Below are 18,922 nucleotides of genomic sequence, written 5' to 3'. Positions count from 1 at the left end.
CGTGCGATCAGGAGCCACAGTGAGCCAAGTCCCCGAAGGCGACAGCGCCTTCCCGCCTTCCGACGACGGCCGGGGAGGGCGCCTGGCGCCGCCGGCCGCCCTCTTCGGCTTCGTTCTGCTGCTGGTGCTGATGTTCGGTGCCGCCTACGGCGTCGGGCGCACCGCGGGGCCGGTCGCGCCGGGCCTGCACGGGACCGGGAGCGGCGGCTCCGGCGGCCGGGGCGGCTCCGGTGACATGGGCGGCATGACCATGGACCACGGGAACGGCGGCTGATGGGCGCCGGAACCATGCCGTCCCTGGCGGTCACCGACCTCGCGGTCGGCGGGATGACCTGCGCCGCGTGCGTACGGCGGGTGGAGAAGAAGCTGGCCGGGCTCGACGGGGTCAAGGCGAGCGTCAACCTCGCGACGGGCAGCGCCCGGATCAGCCACCCGGCGGACATCAGCCCGCTGCGACTGGTGGCGGCCGTGGAACAGGCCGGATACACGGCGCGGCTCCCCGGGCCGGAGACCGGAAGAGGACGGGAGGACGACGAGCGGTCCGACGCGGAGCGCGTCGAACGGCAGCGGCTCGCGATCGTGGCCCTGCTGTCGCTCCCGGTGATCGTCCTGTCGATGGTGCCGTCGCTGCAGTTCCGCGACTGGCAGTGGCTGTGCCTCATGCTGGCCGCGCCGGTCGCCCTGTGGGGCGCGTGGCCCTTCCACGCGCGGGCGTTGCGCGGAGCCCGGTACGGCACGGCGACGATGGACTCCCTGGTCTCGCTCGGGGTGGGCGCCGCGTTCGCCTGGTCGGTGTACGCGCTGTTCCTCGGCGGCGCGGGCCGGGCCGGGATGCGGATGCCGTTCACCCTGGTGCCGTCCGGCTCCGACGGGGTCGCGCACCTGTATCTGGAGGCGGCGGTCGGGGTGCCGCTGTTCGTGCTGACGGGACGGCTCCTGGAGGCGCGTGCGCGACGGGGCACCGGGGCCGCGCTGCGGTCACTGGCCCGCCTCGGCGTCAAGGACGTATCGGTCCGCGAAGGCCGCGTCGAGCGGCGTGTACCGATCGAGGACCTGACGGTGGGCGACACCTTCCTGGTACGTCCGGGGGAGCGTGTCGCGACCGACGGAGTCGTGGTGGAGGGGAGCTCGGCGGTCGACCAGGCCCTGGTGACCGGCGAGAGCGAGCCGGTGGAGGTGGGGCCGGGGGAGTGCGTGACCGGCGGCGCCGTCAACATGGGCGGGCGGCTCCTCGTACGGGCCACCTCGGTCGGCGCGGACACGCAACTGGCACGCATCGCCCGCTCGGTGGCCGACGCGCAGGCCGGGAAGGCACGTGTCCAGCGCCTCGCGGACTCCGTCGCCGGAGTGTTCGTGCCGGTGGTCCTCGCGCTCGCGGTGACGACGCTGGGCTTCTGGCTGGGCGCGGGAGCGGGAGTACAGGCGGCGGTCACCGCGTGCGTGGCGGTGCTGGTGGTGGCGTGTCCGTGCGCGCTGGGGCTCGCCACGCCCACCGCTCTGCTGGCCGCGACCGGCCGGGGCGCGCAACTGGGCGTGCTGGTGACCGGGCCGCGAGCGCTGGAGGGCCTGCGGCACATCGACACCGTGGTGCTGGACAAGACCGGCACGCTGACCTCGGGTCACATGAGTGTCGCCGCCGTCACGTCCGTGCCGGACGGACCCGCGCGGGACGAGGTGCTGCGGCTGGCCGCTGCGGTGGAGGACGCCTCCGAGCATCCGGTGGGCCGGGCGATCACCGCGCACGCGGCGCGTGTGCCGGCCGACGTGACGCCGCCCGCCGTACGGGACTTCGAGGCGATACCCGGCTTCGGGGTCCGCGGCCGGGTGGCGGAGCGTCTTGTCGAGGTGCGCACCGTCACCGCTGATCTCCCCGACGTACTCGTGGACGCCCTGCGATCCGCCGAGGAGGCCGCGCACACCGCCGTACAGGTGCGGGTCGACGGTGCGCCCGTGGCGCTGATCGCGGTGGGGGACGTGGTCCGTGCGGGCAGCTACCGGGCCGTGGACCGGCTGCGCCGACTGGGCGTGCGTCCGGTCCTCGCCACCGGCGACCGCGAGGCCCCGGCCCGAGCGGTGGCGGCGCGACTGGCCATCGGCACCGTCCACGCCGCCTGCTCCCCCGAGGACAAGGCGGCGCTGGTCGCCGCCCTGCGGGCCGAGGGGCACCGGGTGGCCGTCGTGGGCGACGGCGTGAACGACGCGGCGGCGCTCGCCTCCGCCGACCTGGGGATCGCGATGGGCGCGGGTACGGACGTGGCGATCGGCGCCGCGGACGTGACGCTGGTGCGCGGTGACATCGAAGCACTGGCCGACGCGGTCCGCCTGGCCCGCGCCACACTCGCCACGATCCGCACCAATCTGGTGTGGGCGTTCGGCTACAACGTGGTCACCGTGCCGCTTGCCATGGTCGGCCTGCTCGATCCGATGCTCGCCGCGGCGGCGATGTCGGTCAGCTCGGTGCTGGTGGTCGCCAACAGCCTGCGGCTGCGCACCTGGCAGCCCGTGCCCGCCGCCGCCCGCAGGACGCACCAGACCCGTCAGCGGGCGAGGAGCGACCGGTGAGCGTGTCCGCATGCGGGACCGCGTCGGCTGCCGCGACGGTACGGCGCTTCGGGGCGTCCGCCCTCGCCGCCGCCGCTCCCGTGGCCGCGTGCCTGGTCGCGCTCGGCGCACTGACCCTCTGGACCTCGCTCGGCTGTGCCGGTTCGCCTCCCGACCTCGGCGTGACCCGGGCCCGCGTCTTCCAGCCGACCGGCGGCACCCCGGACACGGCCGCGTTCTTCCGCGTCACGAACGAGGGCGGCACGGCGGACGAACTCATCGAGGTGACGGCGCCGTCGGTGCCGGACGGCATCGCGCTCAGCCGGCACCGGATGACACCGGACGGCGCGGCCTACCGGGAAAGGGCCGACCGGCTGTCCGTGCCCGCCCACGGCACGCTGGACATGTCACCGCTGTCGAGCGACGTGACCGTGCCCGCGAACCCGAAGTGGCGGGTGGGCGACCGCGTCTGGTTCGAACTGCGCTTCGCGCACAGCGGCACGGTGCGAGTGCGCGCACGGGTCGTACGCCCCGGACCGCTCGATTGACGGAATAGCTCCCGCGAACGCACGAACGCACGAACGCACGAATCCGAGCGATCGGCAGGATCTCCTTCTTCCGGGAACTCTTCCCGGGCGCGGCCCGACCACTGATTCGGGAGCCGTCGCACACCCCCTGCCGTCCGTATGCCGAAGGAGCACACACATGCCCGTCCCGAGACGACTGGCCGCCGCAGCGGCCGCCCTGGCCCTGAGCCTTACCGCCGCCGCGTGCGGCGGCACATCTGGGACATCGGATGCATCCTCCACGTCAGACGGCGACGGAACGGCCGCCCAGCAAGGCGCCGCCCCGGGCTCCGGATACCCCGTGAAGATCGAGAACTGCGGCACGACCCAGGTCTTCGACAAGGCGCCCAGCCGGGTCGTCGTGATGAACGGCGCCTCCGTCGCCGAGGTCTCGACGCTGCTCGCCCTCGGCCTCGGCGACAGGATCACCGCGAACCAGCAGTCGTACGGCATGTCCGAGGTACCCGGCCGCGCCGAGGCGATCAAGAAGCTGCCGACCGGTGGCGTCCGGCAGAACGACGCCTTCGGCATCCCCCGCGAGTCGATGATCGGACTGCGCCCCGACCTCGTCCTGTCGACGACGTCGTACGGCTTCGACGCCAAGAACGGATTCGCCACCCGCGACGAACTGAAGAACGTCGGTGCGCGTTCCTACATATCTCCCCAGGGCTGCCACGACGAGAACTCGAAGCTCACCATCGAGGACAGCTACCGCCTGCTGCGCGACATGGGACGCATCTTCCACGTGCCCGACCGCGCGGAGAGGATCATCGCCGCCTCGCGCAGGCACATCGACGCCGTCGCGGCGAAGGTGAAGGGCAGGAAGAAGCCGAACGTCATGATGCTGTTCACGAACATGACGATGGGCAGCAACGACTTCAGCGCCGTCGTGGCCAAGGGGATCTACAACGACATCCTCGGCAGGGCGGGCGCCACCAACGTGTTCGAGAACGCGTCGAAGACGTCGTTCGCCGACCTCAGCAAGGAGAAGGTGGCGGCCACCGCCGTCGACGCGCTCGTCGTCATCGCCTACCAGGACCCGAACCCCGCGGCCTACGCCGAGAAACTGTTCAAGGAGTTCCCCCAGTGGCCGGCCGCGAAGAACCACATGTACGTGACGCTGTCCGACTCGATCTATCTGAGCCCCGACAACGATCTGGCCGTGGAACGCCTCGCGAGGAAGCTCCACCCCGAAGCGTTCTGACGCCGCCGGGCCGCCACCGCGCCGTCCTCGCGCTCTGCGTCCTCCCGGTCGCCCTGGTGGCCGTGATGCTGGTGGCCGTCAGCATCGGCGCGGTCGACGTCCCGCTGGGCGAGGTGTGGCGGATCGTCTGGCACCACGTCACCGGCCTCGGACCGGCGTCCGACGACATCGCCACCGACCAGATCGTCTGGACGTTCCGCACCCCGCGCGTCGTTCTCGCGGCCCTCGCCGGAGCCGGACTCGCCCTGTCCGGCGGGGTGCTGCAGACCGTGGTCGCCAACCCGCTGGCCGACCCCACCGTGCTCGGCTTCTCCTACGGAGCCGCCCTCGGCGCCGTCCTCGTCATCACCCTGGGCGGCGGAGCCGCCCTGTACGGCCTCGGTGTCCCGGCCGCGGCGTTCGCCGGATCGGTCGTCGCGGGTGCGCTCGTGTTCCGGCTCGGCCGGCGCCGTGGCCGGATGGCCCCCACCCGGCTCGTCCTGGCCGGGGTGGCGGTCGGCTACGTCTTCCTGTCGGCCACCAGCTACGTCCAGCTCCGGGCGACGCCCACCGAGCTGCGCACGGCCATGTTCTGGATGCTCGGCAGCGTGGCCGGCGCGCAGTGGCACCAACTGCCCGCCGTCGCCACGGTCGTCGTCGGTTCCGCCGTGCTGCTCACGTTGTTCGGCCGCCGGCTCAACGTACTGCTCGCCGGTGACGAGACCGCCACCTCCCTGGGAACCGACGTCAACCGGCTCCGTACGGTCCTGCTGCTGGTGAGCGCGCTGCTCACCGGCTCGGTGATCGCGGTCGCGGGCGGCATCGGCTTCGTCGGCCTCATGATCCCGCATCTGGTACGGCTCTCCGTCGGCGCCGACCACCGCGGACTCCTGCCGCTGTCGGCCCTGCTCGGCGCGGTCTACCTGGTCCTGGTGGATCTGCTGTCCCGCACGCTGAACCGACCCGATGAACTCCCGCTGGGCATCCTCACCGCGCTCCTGGGCGCCCCGTTCTTCCTGTGGCTGCTGCGCCGCGACAAGGGTCTGGACTGAACACACGATGCGTCTCACCGTCGACCACCTCCACGTCACGCTCGACCGGCACCCGATCCTCCACGGCGTGGAACTGCGGGCCCGCCCCGGCGACCTCGTCGGCCTGGTCGGGCCCAACGGGAGCGGCAAGTCGACGCTGCTGCGCGCCGTCTACCGCTCCCTGCGGCCCGACGGCGGTGCGGTCAGGGTGGGCGGTGAGGACATCTGGGAGCTGAGCCCCCGCGCCGCCGCGCTGCGTACCGCCGCCGTCCTCCAGGACGGTACGGGCCACACCGGCGGGCTCACCGTCACCGAGACCGTCGCCCTGGGCCGCGCCCCCCACCACGGACCGCTGGGACGTGACGGACCGGGGGACCGGAGGGCTGTCGAGGACGCCATCGACCTGTGCGCCGTACGCCACCTGGCCCACCGCGACCACGCGTCACTGTCCGGCGGCGAACGCCAACGGGTGCTGCTGGCCAGGGCACTGGCCCAGCAGCCCCGTCTGCTGGTGCTGGACGAACTGACCAACCACCTCGACATCCGTGCCCGGTTCGAGCTCCTGCACCTGATCCGCTCCACCGGCACCACCACGCTCGCCGTCCTGCACGACCTCGACCTCGCGGCACGCTTCTGCGACCACCTCGTCGTGCTGGACCGGGGCGCCGTCGTGGCCGCCGGTCCCGTGCTCGACGTGCTCACCCCGGGCGTGCTCGCCGAGGTCTTCGGTGTGTCGGCGTCCGCGCGCCGCGAGGCCGACGGCGTGGTCAGGATCAGCTACGCCGCCGAACCGCTGGCTTCCGTGTCCCCGGCGCCGCGCTGAACGGATGGACGGGGACCGTACGCCGCAATCAGACAGCGCCCGAGGAAGCCGCCTCGTACCCGGCGCGCTCGATGGCGGAGCGCAGCAGCGCGTCGTCGAGGCGCGTCCCGGTCACCCGTACCGTGTCGCTCTTGAGGTCGACGGACACCTCGGTGACGCCGGGGACGGCGTTCACCTCCGCCGTGACACCGGCGGCGCAGTGCCCGCAGGTCATGCCGCTGACGCGGTAGTCGATTCGCTTCATGGCGCAACTCCTGGAACGGGGAGACGTGCGTGGGTCTCCGGCTGTGTGCGTGAGGGTCCGGCTCTCGGCCGGCCCCGGTCCTCCACGAGTCGGCCGGGACCGCGACCCGGTTCCCCTGTGCCGCGGGCGTCACTCCGACGGGCTACGCCCGACGACGTGCGCCCGCCGCGCGGGTCCGGCGCGGCGTTCCGGACGGATACATGGCCGATCGGGTGTTTTCCCCACCCGGTACGGCTCGCCGCGCACGGGTGGTGCCAAGATGTCGCCGTGTCCGTCAGCCGGGTGTCACGCGTCTCGCGCGCCGCGATGTTCGCGGCCGTGTGCGTCGTGCTCGCCGCCGCGGGCCACGTACTGATGTCCGGCTCCCCACTGCCCTGGCCTGTACTGGCCCTGGCCCTCCTCGGTACCGCTCTGGCCGGTTGGGCGTTCGCCGGAAGCGAGCGCCGTCGGCGCACGGTGGTCGCGCTGACGCTGGCGACACAGACGTGTCTGCACATCGTGTTCACTCTGGCCCAGTCGGCCGCGAGTGTGCCGGCGGCACCACTAGGCACCCCTTCGGTGGGCGCCCGGGAGTGGGCCCGCGGCATGCTGTGCGGCGACCCGTCGCCCGAAGTGGCGGCCCGCGCCCACGACTTGGCGGTACGGACCGGACTCGCCCCTGGCACGCCCATGCCGCCCTCGCACGGACACGGCGCGATGGCGCACGACATGGCGGCCATGGCCGGCCAGACGACCATGGCCGGCATGCACCACATGGGCGGCATGTCGGCCACGGCTTCATGGGGCATGGTCGCCGCCCACGCGCTGGCCGCCCTGGTGTGCGGCGTGTGGCTGGCCCAGGGGGAGCGCGCGGTGTTCCGCGTCCTGCGGGCCGTGGCCGACCGGACCTTCGTACCGCTGCGGCTGGTCCTCGCCGTACTGCCGACCGCCCAGGTGCCCCCGCCGCCCCGTCGCGCCGTCGCCGTCGTACGACGCCTTCGCTCGCGGCTGCTCGTCCACACCCTCGCCACCCGAGGTCCCCCGGGAGCGCTCACTGTCGCATGACAGTACGTGCCACGCGTCCGGCGGCCGAACGCTGCCCGGATGCGCTCCCGTGCACGCGCCCTGAGCGGCACGGCTTTTCCTCCGCCTTCCCGCGACGCGCTTTTGGACCTGCGGACACCTGTGCCGTCGGCCTGCCGCGCGCTCGGCGGGATCCGAGAAGGGACCTCGGGCAATGACTCCTGCCCCGCCCGCGGTGGCCGACGACACGGTCACCGCCATCGCCCTCGCCGCCGCGCGCGGTGACGGCGACGCCAGCGAACGCTTCGTACGCGCCCTCCAATGGGACGTACGCCGATTCGTGACCTACCTCGCCAAGGACGCGCAAGCGGCGGACGACCTCACCCAGGACACGTTCCTGCGCGCCCTGTCGAGCCTGCACCGTTTCGAGGGCCGGTCGTCGGCCCGCACATGGCTGCTGTCCATCGCACGCCGTGTGGTCGTCGACAGCCTGCGGCAGGCCGCCGTACGACCCCGTATCGCCGACACGTCCGACTGGCAGGGCGCCGCCGAACGGTCCCAGCCCCAGGGGCTGCCCGGCTTCGACGACGGTGTCGCGCTGATGGAGCTGGTCGACGGACTGCCGCCGGACCGGCGGGAGGCGTTCGTCCTCACCCAGCTCCTCGGCCTGTCCTACGCGGAGGCCGCCGCGCTCGGCGGGTGCCCGGTCGGCACCGTGCGCTCGCGTGTGTCACGAGCACGTTGCTCCTTGGCGAGCCGCCTCACGGACGTCCCCTCGGCGCCGGACGGTGTGACCGCACTGGTCACCGCCTGAGACCGCCCCGCACCGGGCCGACCCCTCACCTCGCCCCGCTCGGGACGCGAGGCTGAGGCGTCGGCCCGCCCCGGTCACCGCAGCCGGGCCGCGGTGAAGGAAATCACCGCCGAAGGCCGCCCAGGCGGTCAGCGGAGCCCGATGGACTCACCCGCTGCCAGACGGCGGTACGGGGCCCCGGAGCCGGGGCCCTTGTCTCCCAGGAAGCCCTCGATCATCGCGGTGCCGATGTCGTTGAGGGCACCGTCGTGGATGGCGTACGTCTGCCGCGGTGCCACCGCCCGTACGTAGTCGATGAGCTGTCCGGTGGTGGACCAGGGGCCGTGGACGGGCAGCAGAAGGGTGTCGACGCCGGTGTCCGGGACGGTCAGGGCGTCACCGGGATGGAACAGGGCGTCGTCGACGAGGAAACCGATGTTCCCGATGCGGGGGATGTCGGGGTGGATGGGCGCGTGCCACGTCCCGTGGACCTTCACGTCGAAGCCGGCCGCGGTGAAGGTCTCGCCCTCGCCGACGGCCGTGACCCGGGAGCCGAGACCGTCCAGGTGCCGGGCGACGGAGGAGTTGGTCCAGATTCTCAGCGCCGGGTTGCTTCGAGCGGCTGAGCGGAGTGTCTCCTCGGAGAAGTGGTCGAAGTGTTCGTGGGTGACCAGGACGGCGTCGGCGCGGTCCAGCGCGCGCGGGTCGGTCAGCCCCCCGGGGTCGACGACCAGGCGGCGGCCGTCCTTCTCGACGCGTACGCAGGCGTGGCCGAACTTGGTGAGCTGCATGGACATGTCTCTGACCCCTCGGCAAGTGTGCAACCTAGTTGTACAGCTACCTTACACAGAGGGGTTACATACTTCGGCTAAGGTGGGGTCATGAGCGATGACGCGCTGGCTGAAGACCTGCGGCAGGCGATCGGCGAGCTGGTCCGCGCCGTACGAGCCGCGGACACCATGCCCTCCGGAGAGGCTGCCCTCCTCGGTCATCTCGACCGCGGCGGCCCGCTCACCACGGCCGACCTGGCCCAGCTGCGCGGTGTGACCCACCAGGCGGCCGCCAAATCCGTGAAGGCACTCCTCGGCGACGGCCTGGTGCGCGCCGAACCCCACCCGACCGACGGCCGCAAGCTGCTGCTGCACATCACGGACACCGGCCGCGCCCGCCTCCAGGGGGAGCGCGCGCAGCGCGCCGTCTGGCTCAACACGGCCATCCGGGACACGCTCAGCCCCGACGAGCAGCGGCGACTCCGGGAGTGCGTTCCCCTGCTGCACCGCCTGACCGCCCGTATCATCCCGCAGCGCGGCCGGCTCTGCTGAGATGATGACCGAAGAGAGCCCCGAGGGGCGCCGGTTGGGTCGGCGCCCCTCGGTCCTTCATCGCCGCGCGAGTGCCGGGCCGGCGCCGCGCGTGTGCTGTTCTCCGGTCACTGCTCCTCGGAGCAGGTGCCCAGGACGGTCACCCAGATGTTGCCGTCGCCGGTGGTGCCGCTGCCCACCACCGTGGAGTAGCAGCCCGCCGGGAGCTTGTAGTCCGCGTTCGCGCGGGCGCCGTCCAGCGAGCTGCCGACCCCGGTGACGTAGACGTAGTAGGTGGACGCGTTCGCCGCCCCCGCCGTCACCGCCGCCGGAGCCGGTGCGGCACCGGCGGCCGCTGCCGGGGCGGCGAGCGCCACCCCGGCCAGCAGGGTCGCCGCGACTGCGGCGAGTGTGGTTGTCGCGAGCTTTCCGTTCACGGAGTCCTCCCGATCAATAACCCTGCGGCGCACGGTAGTGACGCCGCACGCATGAAATCTAGAGAGCAACTACACATGCCGCAACAGGAGTTGCACCCTGCGCAACCGCGAGTCATCGCCGCCGTTCCGGGGCGGAAGAAACCCCGTCTCCCCTTCCCGAAGGAGAACCTCGCCGCTTCCCTCGTCGTCTTCCTGGTGGCGCTGCCGCTGTGCGTCGGCGTGGCCGTCGCCTCCGGTGTGCCGGCCGAACTCGGTCTGGTCCCCGGCATCGCGGGCGGCATCGTGACCGGGCTGATGCGCGGCAGCAGCCTGCAGGTGTCAGGCCCGGCGGCTGGCATGACCGTGCTGGTCCTCAAGGCGGTCAAGGAGTCCGGGCTGCCGGTGCTCGGTGTGATCGCGCTGGTCAGCGGAGTGCTTCAGGTGGCCATGGGTCTGCTGCGGCTCGGCCGTTGCTTCCGGGCCGTCTCCGTCTCCGTCGTGGAGGGCAAGCTGGCCGGAATCGGCGTGGTCATCGTCGCGGGACAGCTGTACCCGGCGCTGGCCGCGAAGGCCCCCGAATCCGGGCTCGGCAAGATCACCGCACTGCCCGGTGCGTTGTGGGACGCCCTCGGCGGCGACGACTCCCTGGCGTCGCTCGCGGTGACAGCGGGGACGATCGCGGTGCTGCTGTGGAAGCACGCCCCGCCGAAGGTGCGCGCGGTACCCGGTCCGCCGACCGCGGTCGGGCTCGCCGCGCTGGCCGCGTTCGCGCTGGAGCTGCCCGTGGCCGCGGTGGAGGTGCGGGGCCTACGCGGCTCGATCCAGCCCCCGCCGCTGAGCGCTTTCGGTGAGCTGGCCGGGGCCGGGCTGCTGGGCACGGTCGTGGCCTTCACCCTGATCGCGTCCGCCGAGTGATTGTTCGGCGCGGCGGCTGTGGACCGGCTGTACTCCGGGCCGCGCACCCAGTACAACCGGGAACTCGTCGCGCGGGGCGCGGGCACCCTGGACCACGCCTGCCGTACGGCCCTGGAGAACTGGGCGGCACGCCACAGTGCCGAGGGCACGGAGCCGGTGAAGCTGGTCAAGGCCGCCTGAGCACCGGCCCGTGGGCCCGGGACACCGGGACCTCCCGGTGTCCCGGGCCCACGGGCGCCGCCGAACCGACCGGCACCTGATCCGCTAGCGGGCGCCTCGGGCCGCGCCGCGGAAGCCAACCATGCGGAAGATGCGCAGCTCACGCCGCACTCCCGGCAGCTCGGAGATCAGCAGGGCCAGGAGGGCGCCGCCCAGCAGCACCGCCTCAGCCGTCAGAATCCGTTTGGCCGTCATCGCCTCTCCCTGCTCGCTCGTGTCTGTGACGCCGTGCCGCGTCCGGTCAGCCGGTCATCTCATCCGGTCATCCCGGGGAGAGGTCCGGCATGACCTCCATGATCGTGTCGTGCCGCTTCCAGTGCACCCCGGTGGACCTGCGCGCGTCGGAGGTGCCGTCCTCGTGGTGTCCGGGCTGCTTCCGGTACGGGCCCGCGTTGCCCTGCCGGATACCGGAGACATGACTGGCTGTGTCGGGTCGCACATCGGGCTTGCCGATCCTGATCTCGCCCATGACATGTTCCTTCCTGTCGGATCTCCCGGCCTCCGGTGCCCGCGGGCCGTGCGGGCCGCCGCTCCGTCACGGCCGTTCGGTCAACTCCGAGAAGAACTGCTCGACGGCGGGCCAGACCCGGCCGCCGCCGGACAGGCCCCGCCATTCCCGGCGTACCAGAGCGACCAGCCGGTAGCAGTCGTCGACCGGCACGATCCAGTGGTGGCGCAGCCCGCGGGCGGTGTTCACCAGCAGCGCCTCCACCTCGGGTGCCACGGAGGCGAGATCGGTACACCGCGCGACCGCCTGCCGCCAGGCCGCGGGATCCACCTCCCAGCGGGTGGCCCCTGCCGGGCTCGGGTAGTGCGCCGACACGGTGCCGTCCGCCCGGGGCACGAAGAAGGCCAGCCCCACGGGCACCCCGAGCGGCCCGGTCTCGACCGGCGGCAGCCGCAGTCGCCGCCGCCGGATCAGCCGGTAGTGGCCGTCACCGGCCTCCTTCTCCGCGAAGAGCAGCGAGCACGCCTGGCACGCGCACAGCGTTTCCTCACGGTCGGTGTCGTACAGATGGCGGTGGTCGGCGGTGACGGGTTCGCTGCACAGGTCACAGCGCTCCTCGGGGCCGCCGGTGGGCCGGTCGGCGGACGAGCGGATGAGCCGGGCCAACGTGCCGGTCACGACACGCCCTGGCGCTGGGTCGGCCGGCGCGTCAGCGCTTCGATGGGGACGAACGCGCCCGCACCGGCCTCCGGCACCGGCTCGACCGCCGTCAGTTCCGGTGCCGCCGCGAGTACGGCCTCCCGGACGGCCTCCTCGACGTCGGTGGACGCGGAGCCGCAGCCGGAGCCGCAGCCGGGGGTCTTCAGCCGGACCCGGGCGGCCCGCTCGTCGACGTCGACCAGCTCCACGTCACCGCCACGCTCCTGCAGGACCGGCCGCAGCCGCTCCACGGCGCGGGCGGCCCGGCGCGCGGGCGGCTCCGGGTGGATGCCGTGCAGCACCAGCAGATGACCGAGCAGCTCGTCCGCGGCCAGCTGCTCTGTGAGCGCGCGGTCAGCGTGTTCAGCGTGTTCGGCATGGCTCAGGACGCGGGCCAGGGCCTCGCCGTACACCTCGGTGAGCGCGCGCACGGCGTCCAGGGCCGCGCGGGCCGTGGGACCGGGCGCGTTCTCGACCTTCTCCAGCAGCTCGTCGACGCGGGCGATCCGTGCCGCGACCTCGCCGTCGCCGAGCCGCGGCGGCGTGCGCACCGGCTCAGCCATGGGAGGCTCCGTACATGGGGGAGTGCTGGGTGGTGAGCGTCCTGCCCTTGCCGAGGTACATGTGCACCCCGCAGGGCAGACAGGGGTCGAAGCTGCGGACGGTGCGCATGATGTCGACGCCCTTGAAGTCGTCCGGACCGTTCTCCTCGAAGATCGGCTGGCCCTGGACGGCGTCCTCGTAAGGCCCCGGAGTGCCGTAGCTGTCGCGGGGGCTGGCGTTCCACGGGGTCGGCGGATACGGGTGGTAGTTGGCGATCTTCTTGTCCTTGATGACCAGATGGTGCGAGAGCACCCCGCGCACGGCCTCGTGGAAGCCGCAGCCGATCGCCTCGTCGGGCACCTCGAAGTTCTCGAACACCTTGGTCTGCCCGGTCCGCACCAGCCCCATCGCCTCCTCCAGGAACTGGAGCGCCATCGCGGCCGCGTAGGCGACGAAGTAGGGACGGGCGCGGTTGCGCTCGATGGTGTTGCTCCACTGCGGGATGCGCCACTCCAGCGTGGCCTCCGGAAGCTTCTCGCTCCGGGGCAGCGAGATCTGGACGCTGTGCCCGGTGGCCTTGATGTACGGCGTGTCGACCAGGCCGTTCAGCGCGGTCGACCACAGGCGGGCGAGCGGGCCGCCGCCGGTGTCCAGGGCCAGGTGGTCGCCGCTCCTGCTGTCGTACCACCGCGGGCTCATCACCCAGCTGTAGGTGGAGTCGAAGTCCCGCTTCTGCGGCAGCGGCACCGTGGTCTGGTTCCACGGGTGGCGCATGTCGACGGGGTTGCCGAGCGGGTCGTGGGTGACGAACGGCTCCTGGCCGGCCCAGTCCTCGTAGTAGGAGCTGCCCAGCAGGATGCGCATGCCGAGGTTGATGTCGACGAGGTTGTTGGTGACCAGCTTGCCGTCGACGACGATGCCGGGGGTGACGTACATCGCCTTGCCCCACTCGTTCATCGTCTCGTAGCGGTAGTCGACGACGTCGGGGTTCTGCCAGGCGCCCCAGCAGCCGAGCATGATGCGGCGGCGGCCGACCTCCTCGTAGCCGGGCAGGGCCTCGTAGAAGAAGTCGAAGACGTCGTCGTTCATCGCCACGGCCTGCTTGACGAAGTCCAGGACCCCCATCAGGCGGGACAGGTAGTCGGTGAACGTGCTGGGCTGCGGCATCGTGCCGACGCCGCCCGGATAGAGCGTCGACGGATGGACGTGCCGGCCCTCCATCAGGCAGAACATCTCCCGGGTGACCCGGCTGATCTTCAGGGCTTCCTTGTAGACCTCGCCCTCGAACGGGTTGAACGCCCGCATGATGTCGGCGATCGTCCGGTAGCCGTGCAACTGGCCGCGCGGTGCCTCGGTGCGCTCCGCCCGCGCCAGGACACCGGGGTTGGTCGCCTTGACCATCGCCTCGCAGAAGTCCACGAAGACCAGGTTGTCCTGGAAGATGGTGTGGTCGAACATGTACTCGGCCGCTTCGCCGAGATTGACGATGTGCTCGGCCAGCGGCGGCGGCTTGACGCCGTAGGCCATCTGCTGGGCGTAGTCGGAACACGTCGTGTGGTTGTCGCCGCAGATGCCGCAGATGCGCGAGGTGATGAAACCGGCGTCGCGCGGGTCCTTGCCCTTCATGAACACCGAGTAGCCGCGGAACAGCGACGAGGTGCTGCGGCACTCCACCACCTCGCGGTTGGCGAAGTCGATCTTCGTGTAGATCCCGAGGTTGCCGATGATCCGGGTGATCGGGTCCCAGTTCATGTCCACGATCTGCGGAGGTTTCCGCCCGGCGGTACCGGCCCGGTCCTCGGTTGTGGTCATGTGTGTTCCTGCCCTCGCTGCTCGGTGCGGTCGTCGGTCGGTGCGGCGCGCGGTCTCACGCGCGCCAGTACGGGTCGTAGCCGGAGGTCAGGGCCGGCTCGTTGCGGCGCCACTTGGGCTCGCGGTTGACGGCGGCGTTGGTGATGCCGCGCATCCGCCGGATGAAGGCGCCGTACGGCTTGATGAGGAGGGACGACAGGCTGCCGCCCGCGGGCTCGTCCATGAACGGCATGAAGGTGTCCGGGAACCCGGGCATGGTGCAGCCGATGCAGATGCCGCCCACGTTCGGACAGCCGCCGATGCCCGACATCCAGCCGCGCTTGGGCACGTTGCAGTTGACGACCGGTCCCCAGCAGCCCACCTTCACCTGGCACTTGGGGGAGTTGTAGTCCTTGGCGAAGTCGGCCTGCTCGTAGTAGGCGGCGCGGTCGCAGCCCTCGTGCACGGTCTTGCCGAACAGCCACTGGGGGCGCAGCATGTGGTCCAGTGGGGGCGGCGGCGCGGTGCCCGCCGCGTGGTAGAGGACCCAGACGAGGGTCTCCATGAAGTTCTCCGGCTGGATGGGGCAGCCGGGGACGTTGACGATGGGCAGGCCGCCCTGCGACCTGAACTCCCAGCCCAGGTAGTCGGCCAGCCCCATCGAGCCGGTGGGGTTGCCCGCCATGGCGTGGATGCCGCCGAACGTCGCGCAGGTGCCGGCGGCGACCACCGCCCACGCCTTCGGGGCGAGCCGGTCGAGCCACCAGTTCAGGGTGAGCGGCTCGCCCGTCACCTCGTCGTTGCCGAAGGAGGTCCAGTAGCCGTCGCCCTGGATGATGTCCTGGTTCGGGATCGAGCCCTCGATGACCAGGATGAACGGCGCCAGTTCGCCGCGCAGCGCCGCGCGGAACGGGGCCAGGAACTCCTCGCCGCCCAGGGTGGGGGAGAGGACCTTGTTGTGCAGGTTCACCTTGGGCAGGCCGGGGACGAGGCCCTGGACCAGGTCCTCGATGGCCGGCTGGCCGGCCGCGGTGAGCGAGACGGTGTCGCCGTCGCAGCTCATGCCCTCGGAGATCCACAGGACGGTGACCTCGTCGAAGCCGCCACGCTCCTCGGAGCCGCCCGGTCCGGGGGCCGCGTCGTGTGTGCCGCTGTCGGTGCTCATGCTCCGGGCCTCCGCTCCAGTCGGTCGTGGCGCCGGTCGCAGGCCGCGGGCACCGGTGCCACGAGGGCGGGCGCGGGCGGCGGATCCGGCACGCCGGGGTGCGGACGGACCGCCGCGGCCTGCTCGGCCTGCCGCGGGTCCCGTCCCGGGTGCTCGGCCTGCCGAAGCCGCCACGCCGTCCGGTGATCGCGCTTCAGCGTCTCAGGGGCAGCCATCGGGCCGTCCTTTCCCCGGCCCGTCGGCCAGTGGTCCGAGCGGCTCGACCTCGTCGGGCCGGAAGTGGTGGTAGCGGCCGTACCAGCTGTTCAGTTCCGCCGCCGGGTCGTCGTCCAGCGTGACGGCGAGATGCACGCTGCCGTCCACGTCGTGGAGGACCGCCGCGACCTCGGCGGTACGGCCGACCAGGAACATGTCCTGGGCGTCGGCGCCCCGGCCGCGCGGGCGCAGCCGCACCCGGCTGCCACCCCGCACGGGCGTGCCGTCGACGAGAACCGTGTCGGTGGTCGGCGACAGCCCGTCGTCGGCACCCTCCTGCCACCACACCGGCCGGCCGGCGAGGGCACCGGCCGGGCCGGCCGGGGTCACCGGCCGGGTCACGGGCGCGGACGGAGCCGGGGCCGGATCCAGTGAGCGGATGGCGCCGTGCAGCCGGGTCAGGATCTCCGGCGGCATGGTCTCGACCCGGTCGAGGATCCGGGCGGCACGCGGGTCGGTGGCGCGCGCCTCGCGCTTCTCCTCGTCGGTCAGCAGCAGGGTGCGCAGCGTCAGGATCTCGTCGATCTCCGCGGCGTCGTGGAGGTCACCCGGACTCTCCGGCGCCACCTGCGGGTGATCGGAGAGGATGATCGGCGCCGACAGCACGGCGCCCGCGGTGGACCCGTCTCCGGCTCCGGTGCCCGCGACATCCGGGGAAGGACGACCGGCCGTGGGAGGCTCGCCGCCTAGCACGGGGAAGGTGAACGCGTTGCGGCACTCGCGGGCGTGGAGCCGCAGTTCCTCCGGCGGGTCGATCAGCGAGACGAACCGCACACCGTCCCCGCCGACGAGCGTGTGCGCGGCGATCAGCGCGGTGCGCAGCGCCTCGCCGCGCGGCGCGCCCGTGACCGGAGCGGGGCCCGTGTTCTCGGTACGGATCCGGAGCCGGCAGACACCGTCGGCGACCCGCTCGGCCCGGACACCGGTGGACGCCTGGACGGCTGCGCGCCGCCGCACCACCCGTCCGGCGCCCCCGGGCAGCGACTCGACGTCCTCGCCGTCCGCCGCTCCCACCGGGAAGACGTTCTCGCGCCCCAGGAGGTCGTCGAGCGGGACGACGATGTCGTGTTCGCACGGCACCGCCTCGTCGAAGGTGAGATGCGTCGTGCCGTCGTCCGCGCGGATCGACGCGACCGGACGGCAGCGCTCTCCCCGGACGACCTCCTCGGCCTGCTTGTGCTGCCACTGGAGGTAGCGCACCCGCACCCGCACCACCGCGCCGGGCCGCTCGACGCGCAGCAGACACTCCGTCTGCTGGTACCAGGAGTCGGCGGACCCGGAGATGCCGGGAACGACCGGGCCGTCCCGCTCCACCCAGTCCCGGGGGAAGAGGACGCCGAACTGCCACCGCACCCGGTTCTTGGGCGAGGACCGGCGGTACGGGTAGAGCAGGTACCCCTCATAGAGGACGGCGTCGGCGACGGCGCCGAGCAGTTCCAGGTCGCGTCCTGCCCGGTCCGGCGGCAGAGCCGGGCCGGTCGTCGCGGCGGTGCGCGCGCAACCGTCCTCGACCGGAACCTTCGCCATCCCGCCTCCTCGTCACCGTGCGTGCGCCATTCCTTCCACCACGGTCACCCCGCTCACGCGTTCCCGCCCCTCCGGCGTCTTCGCGTTGAGCCGTTCAGGGGAACGACCGGCGCGAGCGGCGGGGGGCGAGCCGCGGCGTGCCGCGATCGGCTGCCGGACAGGGCCCGTGCCGTACGCCGCAGGACCGCGGATCACGGGCGCCCGCGACTCTTCCCGGCGCAGACGGGTGAAGACCGCGCGCAACCAGGTGGTGGGAGGCGCCGGCACCCCCGCCCCGGAGGATCCTGGCCGCCGTGAGCGTCGTCGTCCTCAGGAGGTGGCCAAGACGTGCGGGTACTCGTGGCAGGCATCGGGAACGTCTTCCTCGGCGACGACGGCTTCGGCGTCGAGGTGGCGCGGCGGCTGCGGATCCGGGGCGCACTGCCGGAGGGCGTCGAACTCGTCGACATCGGCATCCGCGGTATGCACCTGGCCTACCGGCTCCTCGACGGCTACGACGGCCTGCTGCTGATCGACACCATGCACGGCGACGGCCCGCCGGGCACGGTCTACCGGATCGAGCACGACCCGGACGCCCCGGCCCGGGGGAGCGGCCTCGACGGACACGGCATGGACCCCGGCTCGGTACTGGCCCTCCTCGGCGAGCTCGCCACCGCCAACGGCGTCCGCCGCCCGGTGGGCCGGATCCTCCTCGTGGGCTGCGAACCGGCCTCGCTGGACGAGCACATGGGACTGTCCGCACCGGTCGCCGCCGCCGTCGGACCCGCGCTCCTGGCCGTCGACGAACTGCTGGCCCTGCTGCTGGAAAGCCCGGCGGAGCGGACCGGCGACAGACCGGAGCGATCGGCGGCGCGGCGTGTCACATGAGCACCGAGCCGCCGTACGGGTCGTAACGTTCCTGTCCTGACGGTCCGGCACCGACGCTCGCACCGGACGATTCCGCAGGTCCTCCTCCTCACGGCACGCAGGCCGGCCCGGCACCGGCCGCCCCACACACCCCGGGAATCCGCATGCACGAGTTGTCGATCGCGATGGCCGTGGTGGAGCAGGTCCAGGAAGCCGCGGCGGAACACGGACACGATGCCGCCTCGTCCGTGTCGCTGAGGCTCGGGGAATTCGCGGGCGTGGTGCCGGAGGCACTGCGCTTCAGCTTCGGGCTCGCCGCCGCCGGCACGGTGCTGGAGGGCGCCCGGCTGTGCATCGAGCAGGTGCCGGGGCGGGCGCGGTGCGCGAGCTGCGACACCGAGTGGGCCACCGGCGTGCCCCCGTCCCTGTGGTGCCCGAGGTGCCGGGGCTCCGCGGCCGACCTGGTGTCCGGACGGGAACTGCAGATCGCCGAAGTCCGATGGACCGCCCGCACCGACCCCCCGGTAACCGCATCGCCCCACGAGGAGAGCTGACCATGTGCCAAGTCGCCGATCTCCAGCAGGCCGTCCTCGTCAAGAACGACGAGCGAGCAG

The 18,922-nt window shown here is 72.5% G+C and carries 21 protein-coding genes and 1 pseudogene; 12 read left to right on the top strand and 10 right to left on the bottom strand.

Going from position 1 to position 18,922, the window contains the following annotated elements; translation table 11 throughout:
• The first annotated feature begins 19 nt into the window (after positions 1-19).
• The 6 genes from R4Z62_RS00110 to R4Z62_RS00085 all read left to right on the top strand — a co-directional run bounded on the left by R4Z62_RS00110 (position 20) and on the right by R4Z62_RS00085 (position 6,144).
• On the top strand, positions 20-274 hold the full coding sequence (locus R4Z62_RS00110) for a hypothetical protein (protein ID WP_491518747.1): 255 nt from the start codon (positions 20-22) through the stop codon (positions 272-274).
• Entirely contained in the window at positions 274-2,562 is a 2,289-nt protein-coding gene (locus tag R4Z62_RS00105) for a heavy metal translocating P-type ATPase (protein ID WP_491518746.1), read from the top strand. The genes R4Z62_RS00110 and R4Z62_RS00105 overlap by 1 nt, the downstream gene beginning before the upstream one ends.
• Positions 2,559-3,089 carry a copper chaperone PCu(A)C gene (locus tag R4Z62_RS00100; protein ID WP_064530808.1) on the top strand — a complete coding sequence of 177 codons (531 nt, stop codon included), beginning with the start codon at positions 2,559-2,561 and terminating at the stop codon, positions 3,087-3,089. Before R4Z62_RS00105 ends, R4Z62_RS00100 begins: the two co-directional genes overlap by 4 nt.
• Positions 3,090-3,246: 157 nt before the next feature.
• Positions 3,247-4,311 (top strand): ABC transporter substrate-binding protein, encoded by a 1,065-nt coding sequence (locus R4Z62_RS00095; protein WP_491518745.1) that lies wholly within the window; start codon positions 3,247-3,249, stop codon positions 4,309-4,311.
• Positions 4,312-4,376: 65 nt separating this feature from the next.
• A complete protein-coding gene (locus R4Z62_RS00090) occupies positions 4,377-5,342 on the top strand; it encodes a FecCD family ABC transporter permease (protein ID WP_491521813.1) in 966 nt (321 codons plus the stop codon).
• Between the two features lie 7 nt (positions 5,343-5,349).
• Positions 5,350-6,144, top strand: a complete 795-nt coding sequence (locus tag R4Z62_RS00085) for an ABC transporter ATP-binding protein (RefSeq protein ID WP_491518744.1) — start codon at positions 5,350-5,352, stop codon at positions 6,142-6,144.
• Positions 6,145-6,172: 28 nt separating this feature from the next.
• On the opposite strand, the gene R4Z62_RS00080 is transcribed toward R4Z62_RS00085, so the two are convergent.
• On the bottom strand, positions 6,173-6,388 hold the full coding sequence (locus tag R4Z62_RS00080; protein ID WP_064530805.1) for a heavy-metal-associated domain-containing protein: 216 nt from the start codon (positions 6,386-6,388) through the stop codon (positions 6,173-6,175).
• Between the two features lie 267 nt (positions 6,389-6,655).
• Between R4Z62_RS00080 and R4Z62_RS00075 the strand changes: the two genes are divergently transcribed.
• Both R4Z62_RS00075 and R4Z62_RS00070 read left to right on the top strand, forming a co-directional pair.
• On the top strand, positions 6,656-7,432 hold the full coding sequence (locus R4Z62_RS00075; RefSeq protein WP_064530804.1) for a hypothetical protein: 777 nt from the start codon (positions 6,656-6,658) through the stop codon (positions 7,430-7,432).
• Between the two features lie 172 nt (positions 7,433-7,604).
• Positions 7,605-8,204, top strand: coding sequence for a sigma-70 family RNA polymerase sigma factor (locus R4Z62_RS00070; protein WP_064530803.1), 600 nt, complete (start codon positions 7,605-7,607; stop codon positions 8,202-8,204).
• Positions 8,205-8,332: 128 nt separating this feature from the next.
• Here R4Z62_RS00070 and R4Z62_RS00065 read toward each other — a convergent pair whose 3' ends face one another.
• On the bottom strand, positions 8,333-8,974 hold the full coding sequence (locus tag R4Z62_RS00065; protein WP_064537148.1) for an MBL fold metallo-hydrolase: 642 nt from the start codon (positions 8,972-8,974) through the stop codon (positions 8,333-8,335).
• 90 nt (positions 8,975-9,064) lie between these two features.
• Between R4Z62_RS00065 and R4Z62_RS00060 the strand changes: the two genes are divergently transcribed.
• Positions 9,065-9,505 carry a MarR family winged helix-turn-helix transcriptional regulator gene (locus R4Z62_RS00060; RefSeq protein ID WP_491518743.1) on the top strand — a complete coding sequence of 147 codons (441 nt, stop codon included), beginning with the start codon at positions 9,065-9,067 and terminating at the stop codon, positions 9,503-9,505.
• A gap of 107 nt (positions 9,506-9,612) precedes the next feature.
• Here R4Z62_RS00060 and R4Z62_RS00055 read toward each other — a convergent pair whose 3' ends face one another.
• Positions 9,613-9,921, bottom strand: coding sequence for a hypothetical protein (locus R4Z62_RS00055; RefSeq protein ID WP_491518742.1), 309 nt, complete (start codon positions 9,919-9,921; stop codon positions 9,613-9,615).
• 75 nt (positions 9,922-9,996) lie between these two features.
• Between R4Z62_RS00055 and R4Z62_RS00050 the strand changes: the two are divergent.
• Positions 9,997-10,899, top strand: a pseudogene (locus R4Z62_RS00050) (SulP family inorganic anion transporter); the annotation flags it as partial.
• A 180-nt stretch (positions 10,900-11,079) separates the two neighbouring features.
• On the opposite strand, the gene R4Z62_RS00045 reads toward R4Z62_RS00050, so the two are convergent.
• From R4Z62_RS00045 to R4Z62_RS00015, 7 genes are all read right to left on the bottom strand, one after another.
• Positions 11,080-11,229: a hypothetical protein gene (locus R4Z62_RS00045; RefSeq protein ID WP_173860787.1), complete on the bottom strand. Its 150-nt coding sequence runs from the start codon at positions 11,227-11,229 to the stop codon at positions 11,080-11,082.
• Between the two features lie 67 nt (positions 11,230-11,296).
• Entirely contained in the window at positions 11,297-11,503 is a 207-nt protein-coding gene (locus R4Z62_RS00040) for a hypothetical protein (RefSeq protein WP_064530800.1), read from the bottom strand.
• A gap of 66 nt (positions 11,504-11,569) precedes the next feature.
• Positions 11,570-12,160 carry a DUF5947 family protein gene (locus R4Z62_RS00035; RefSeq protein WP_382849611.1) on the bottom strand — a complete coding sequence of 197 codons (591 nt, stop codon included), beginning with the start codon at positions 12,158-12,160 and terminating at the stop codon, positions 11,570-11,572.
• Positions 12,157-12,744 (bottom strand): NifU family protein, encoded by a 588-nt coding sequence (locus tag R4Z62_RS00030; protein WP_491518741.1) that lies wholly within the window; start codon positions 12,742-12,744, stop codon positions 12,157-12,159. The genes R4Z62_RS00035 and R4Z62_RS00030 overlap by 4 nt, the downstream gene beginning before the upstream one ends.
• A complete protein-coding gene (locus R4Z62_RS00025) occupies positions 12,737-14,536 on the bottom strand; it encodes a nickel-dependent hydrogenase large subunit (RefSeq protein WP_064530797.1) in 1,800 nt (599 codons plus the stop codon). The genes R4Z62_RS00030 and R4Z62_RS00025 overlap by 8 nt, the downstream gene beginning before the upstream one ends.
• 55 nt (positions 14,537-14,591) lie before the next feature.
• Positions 14,592-15,680 carry an NADH-quinone oxidoreductase subunit B family protein gene (locus R4Z62_RS00020; protein ID WP_491518740.1) on the bottom strand — a complete coding sequence of 363 codons (1,089 nt, stop codon included), beginning with the start codon at positions 15,678-15,680 and terminating at the stop codon, positions 14,592-14,594.
• A gap of 201 nt (positions 15,681-15,881) precedes the next feature.
• Positions 15,882-17,462, bottom strand: a complete 1,581-nt coding sequence (locus R4Z62_RS00015) for a hypothetical protein (protein ID WP_491518739.1) — start codon at positions 17,460-17,462, stop codon at positions 15,882-15,884.
• Between the two features lie 327 nt (positions 17,463-17,789).
• Here R4Z62_RS00015 and R4Z62_RS00010 point away from each other — a divergent pair, with 327 nt between their 5' ends.
• Positions 17,790-18,329, top strand: coding sequence for a hydrogenase maturation protease (locus R4Z62_RS00010; RefSeq protein ID WP_491518738.1), 540 nt, complete (start codon positions 17,790-17,792; stop codon positions 18,327-18,329).
• A gap of 143 nt (positions 18,330-18,472) precedes the next feature.
• Entirely contained in the window at positions 18,473-18,862 is a 390-nt protein-coding gene (gene hypA, locus R4Z62_RS00005; RefSeq protein WP_491518737.1) for a hydrogenase maturation nickel metallochaperone HypA, read from the top strand.
• Positions 18,863-18,922 lie beyond the last annotated feature (60 nt).

Source organism: Streptomyces sp. PL-25 (assembly GCF_058344915.1).
The sequence above is the reverse complement of the archived record's forward strand: the minus strand, read 5'-3'. Positions and strand labels throughout refer to the sequence as shown.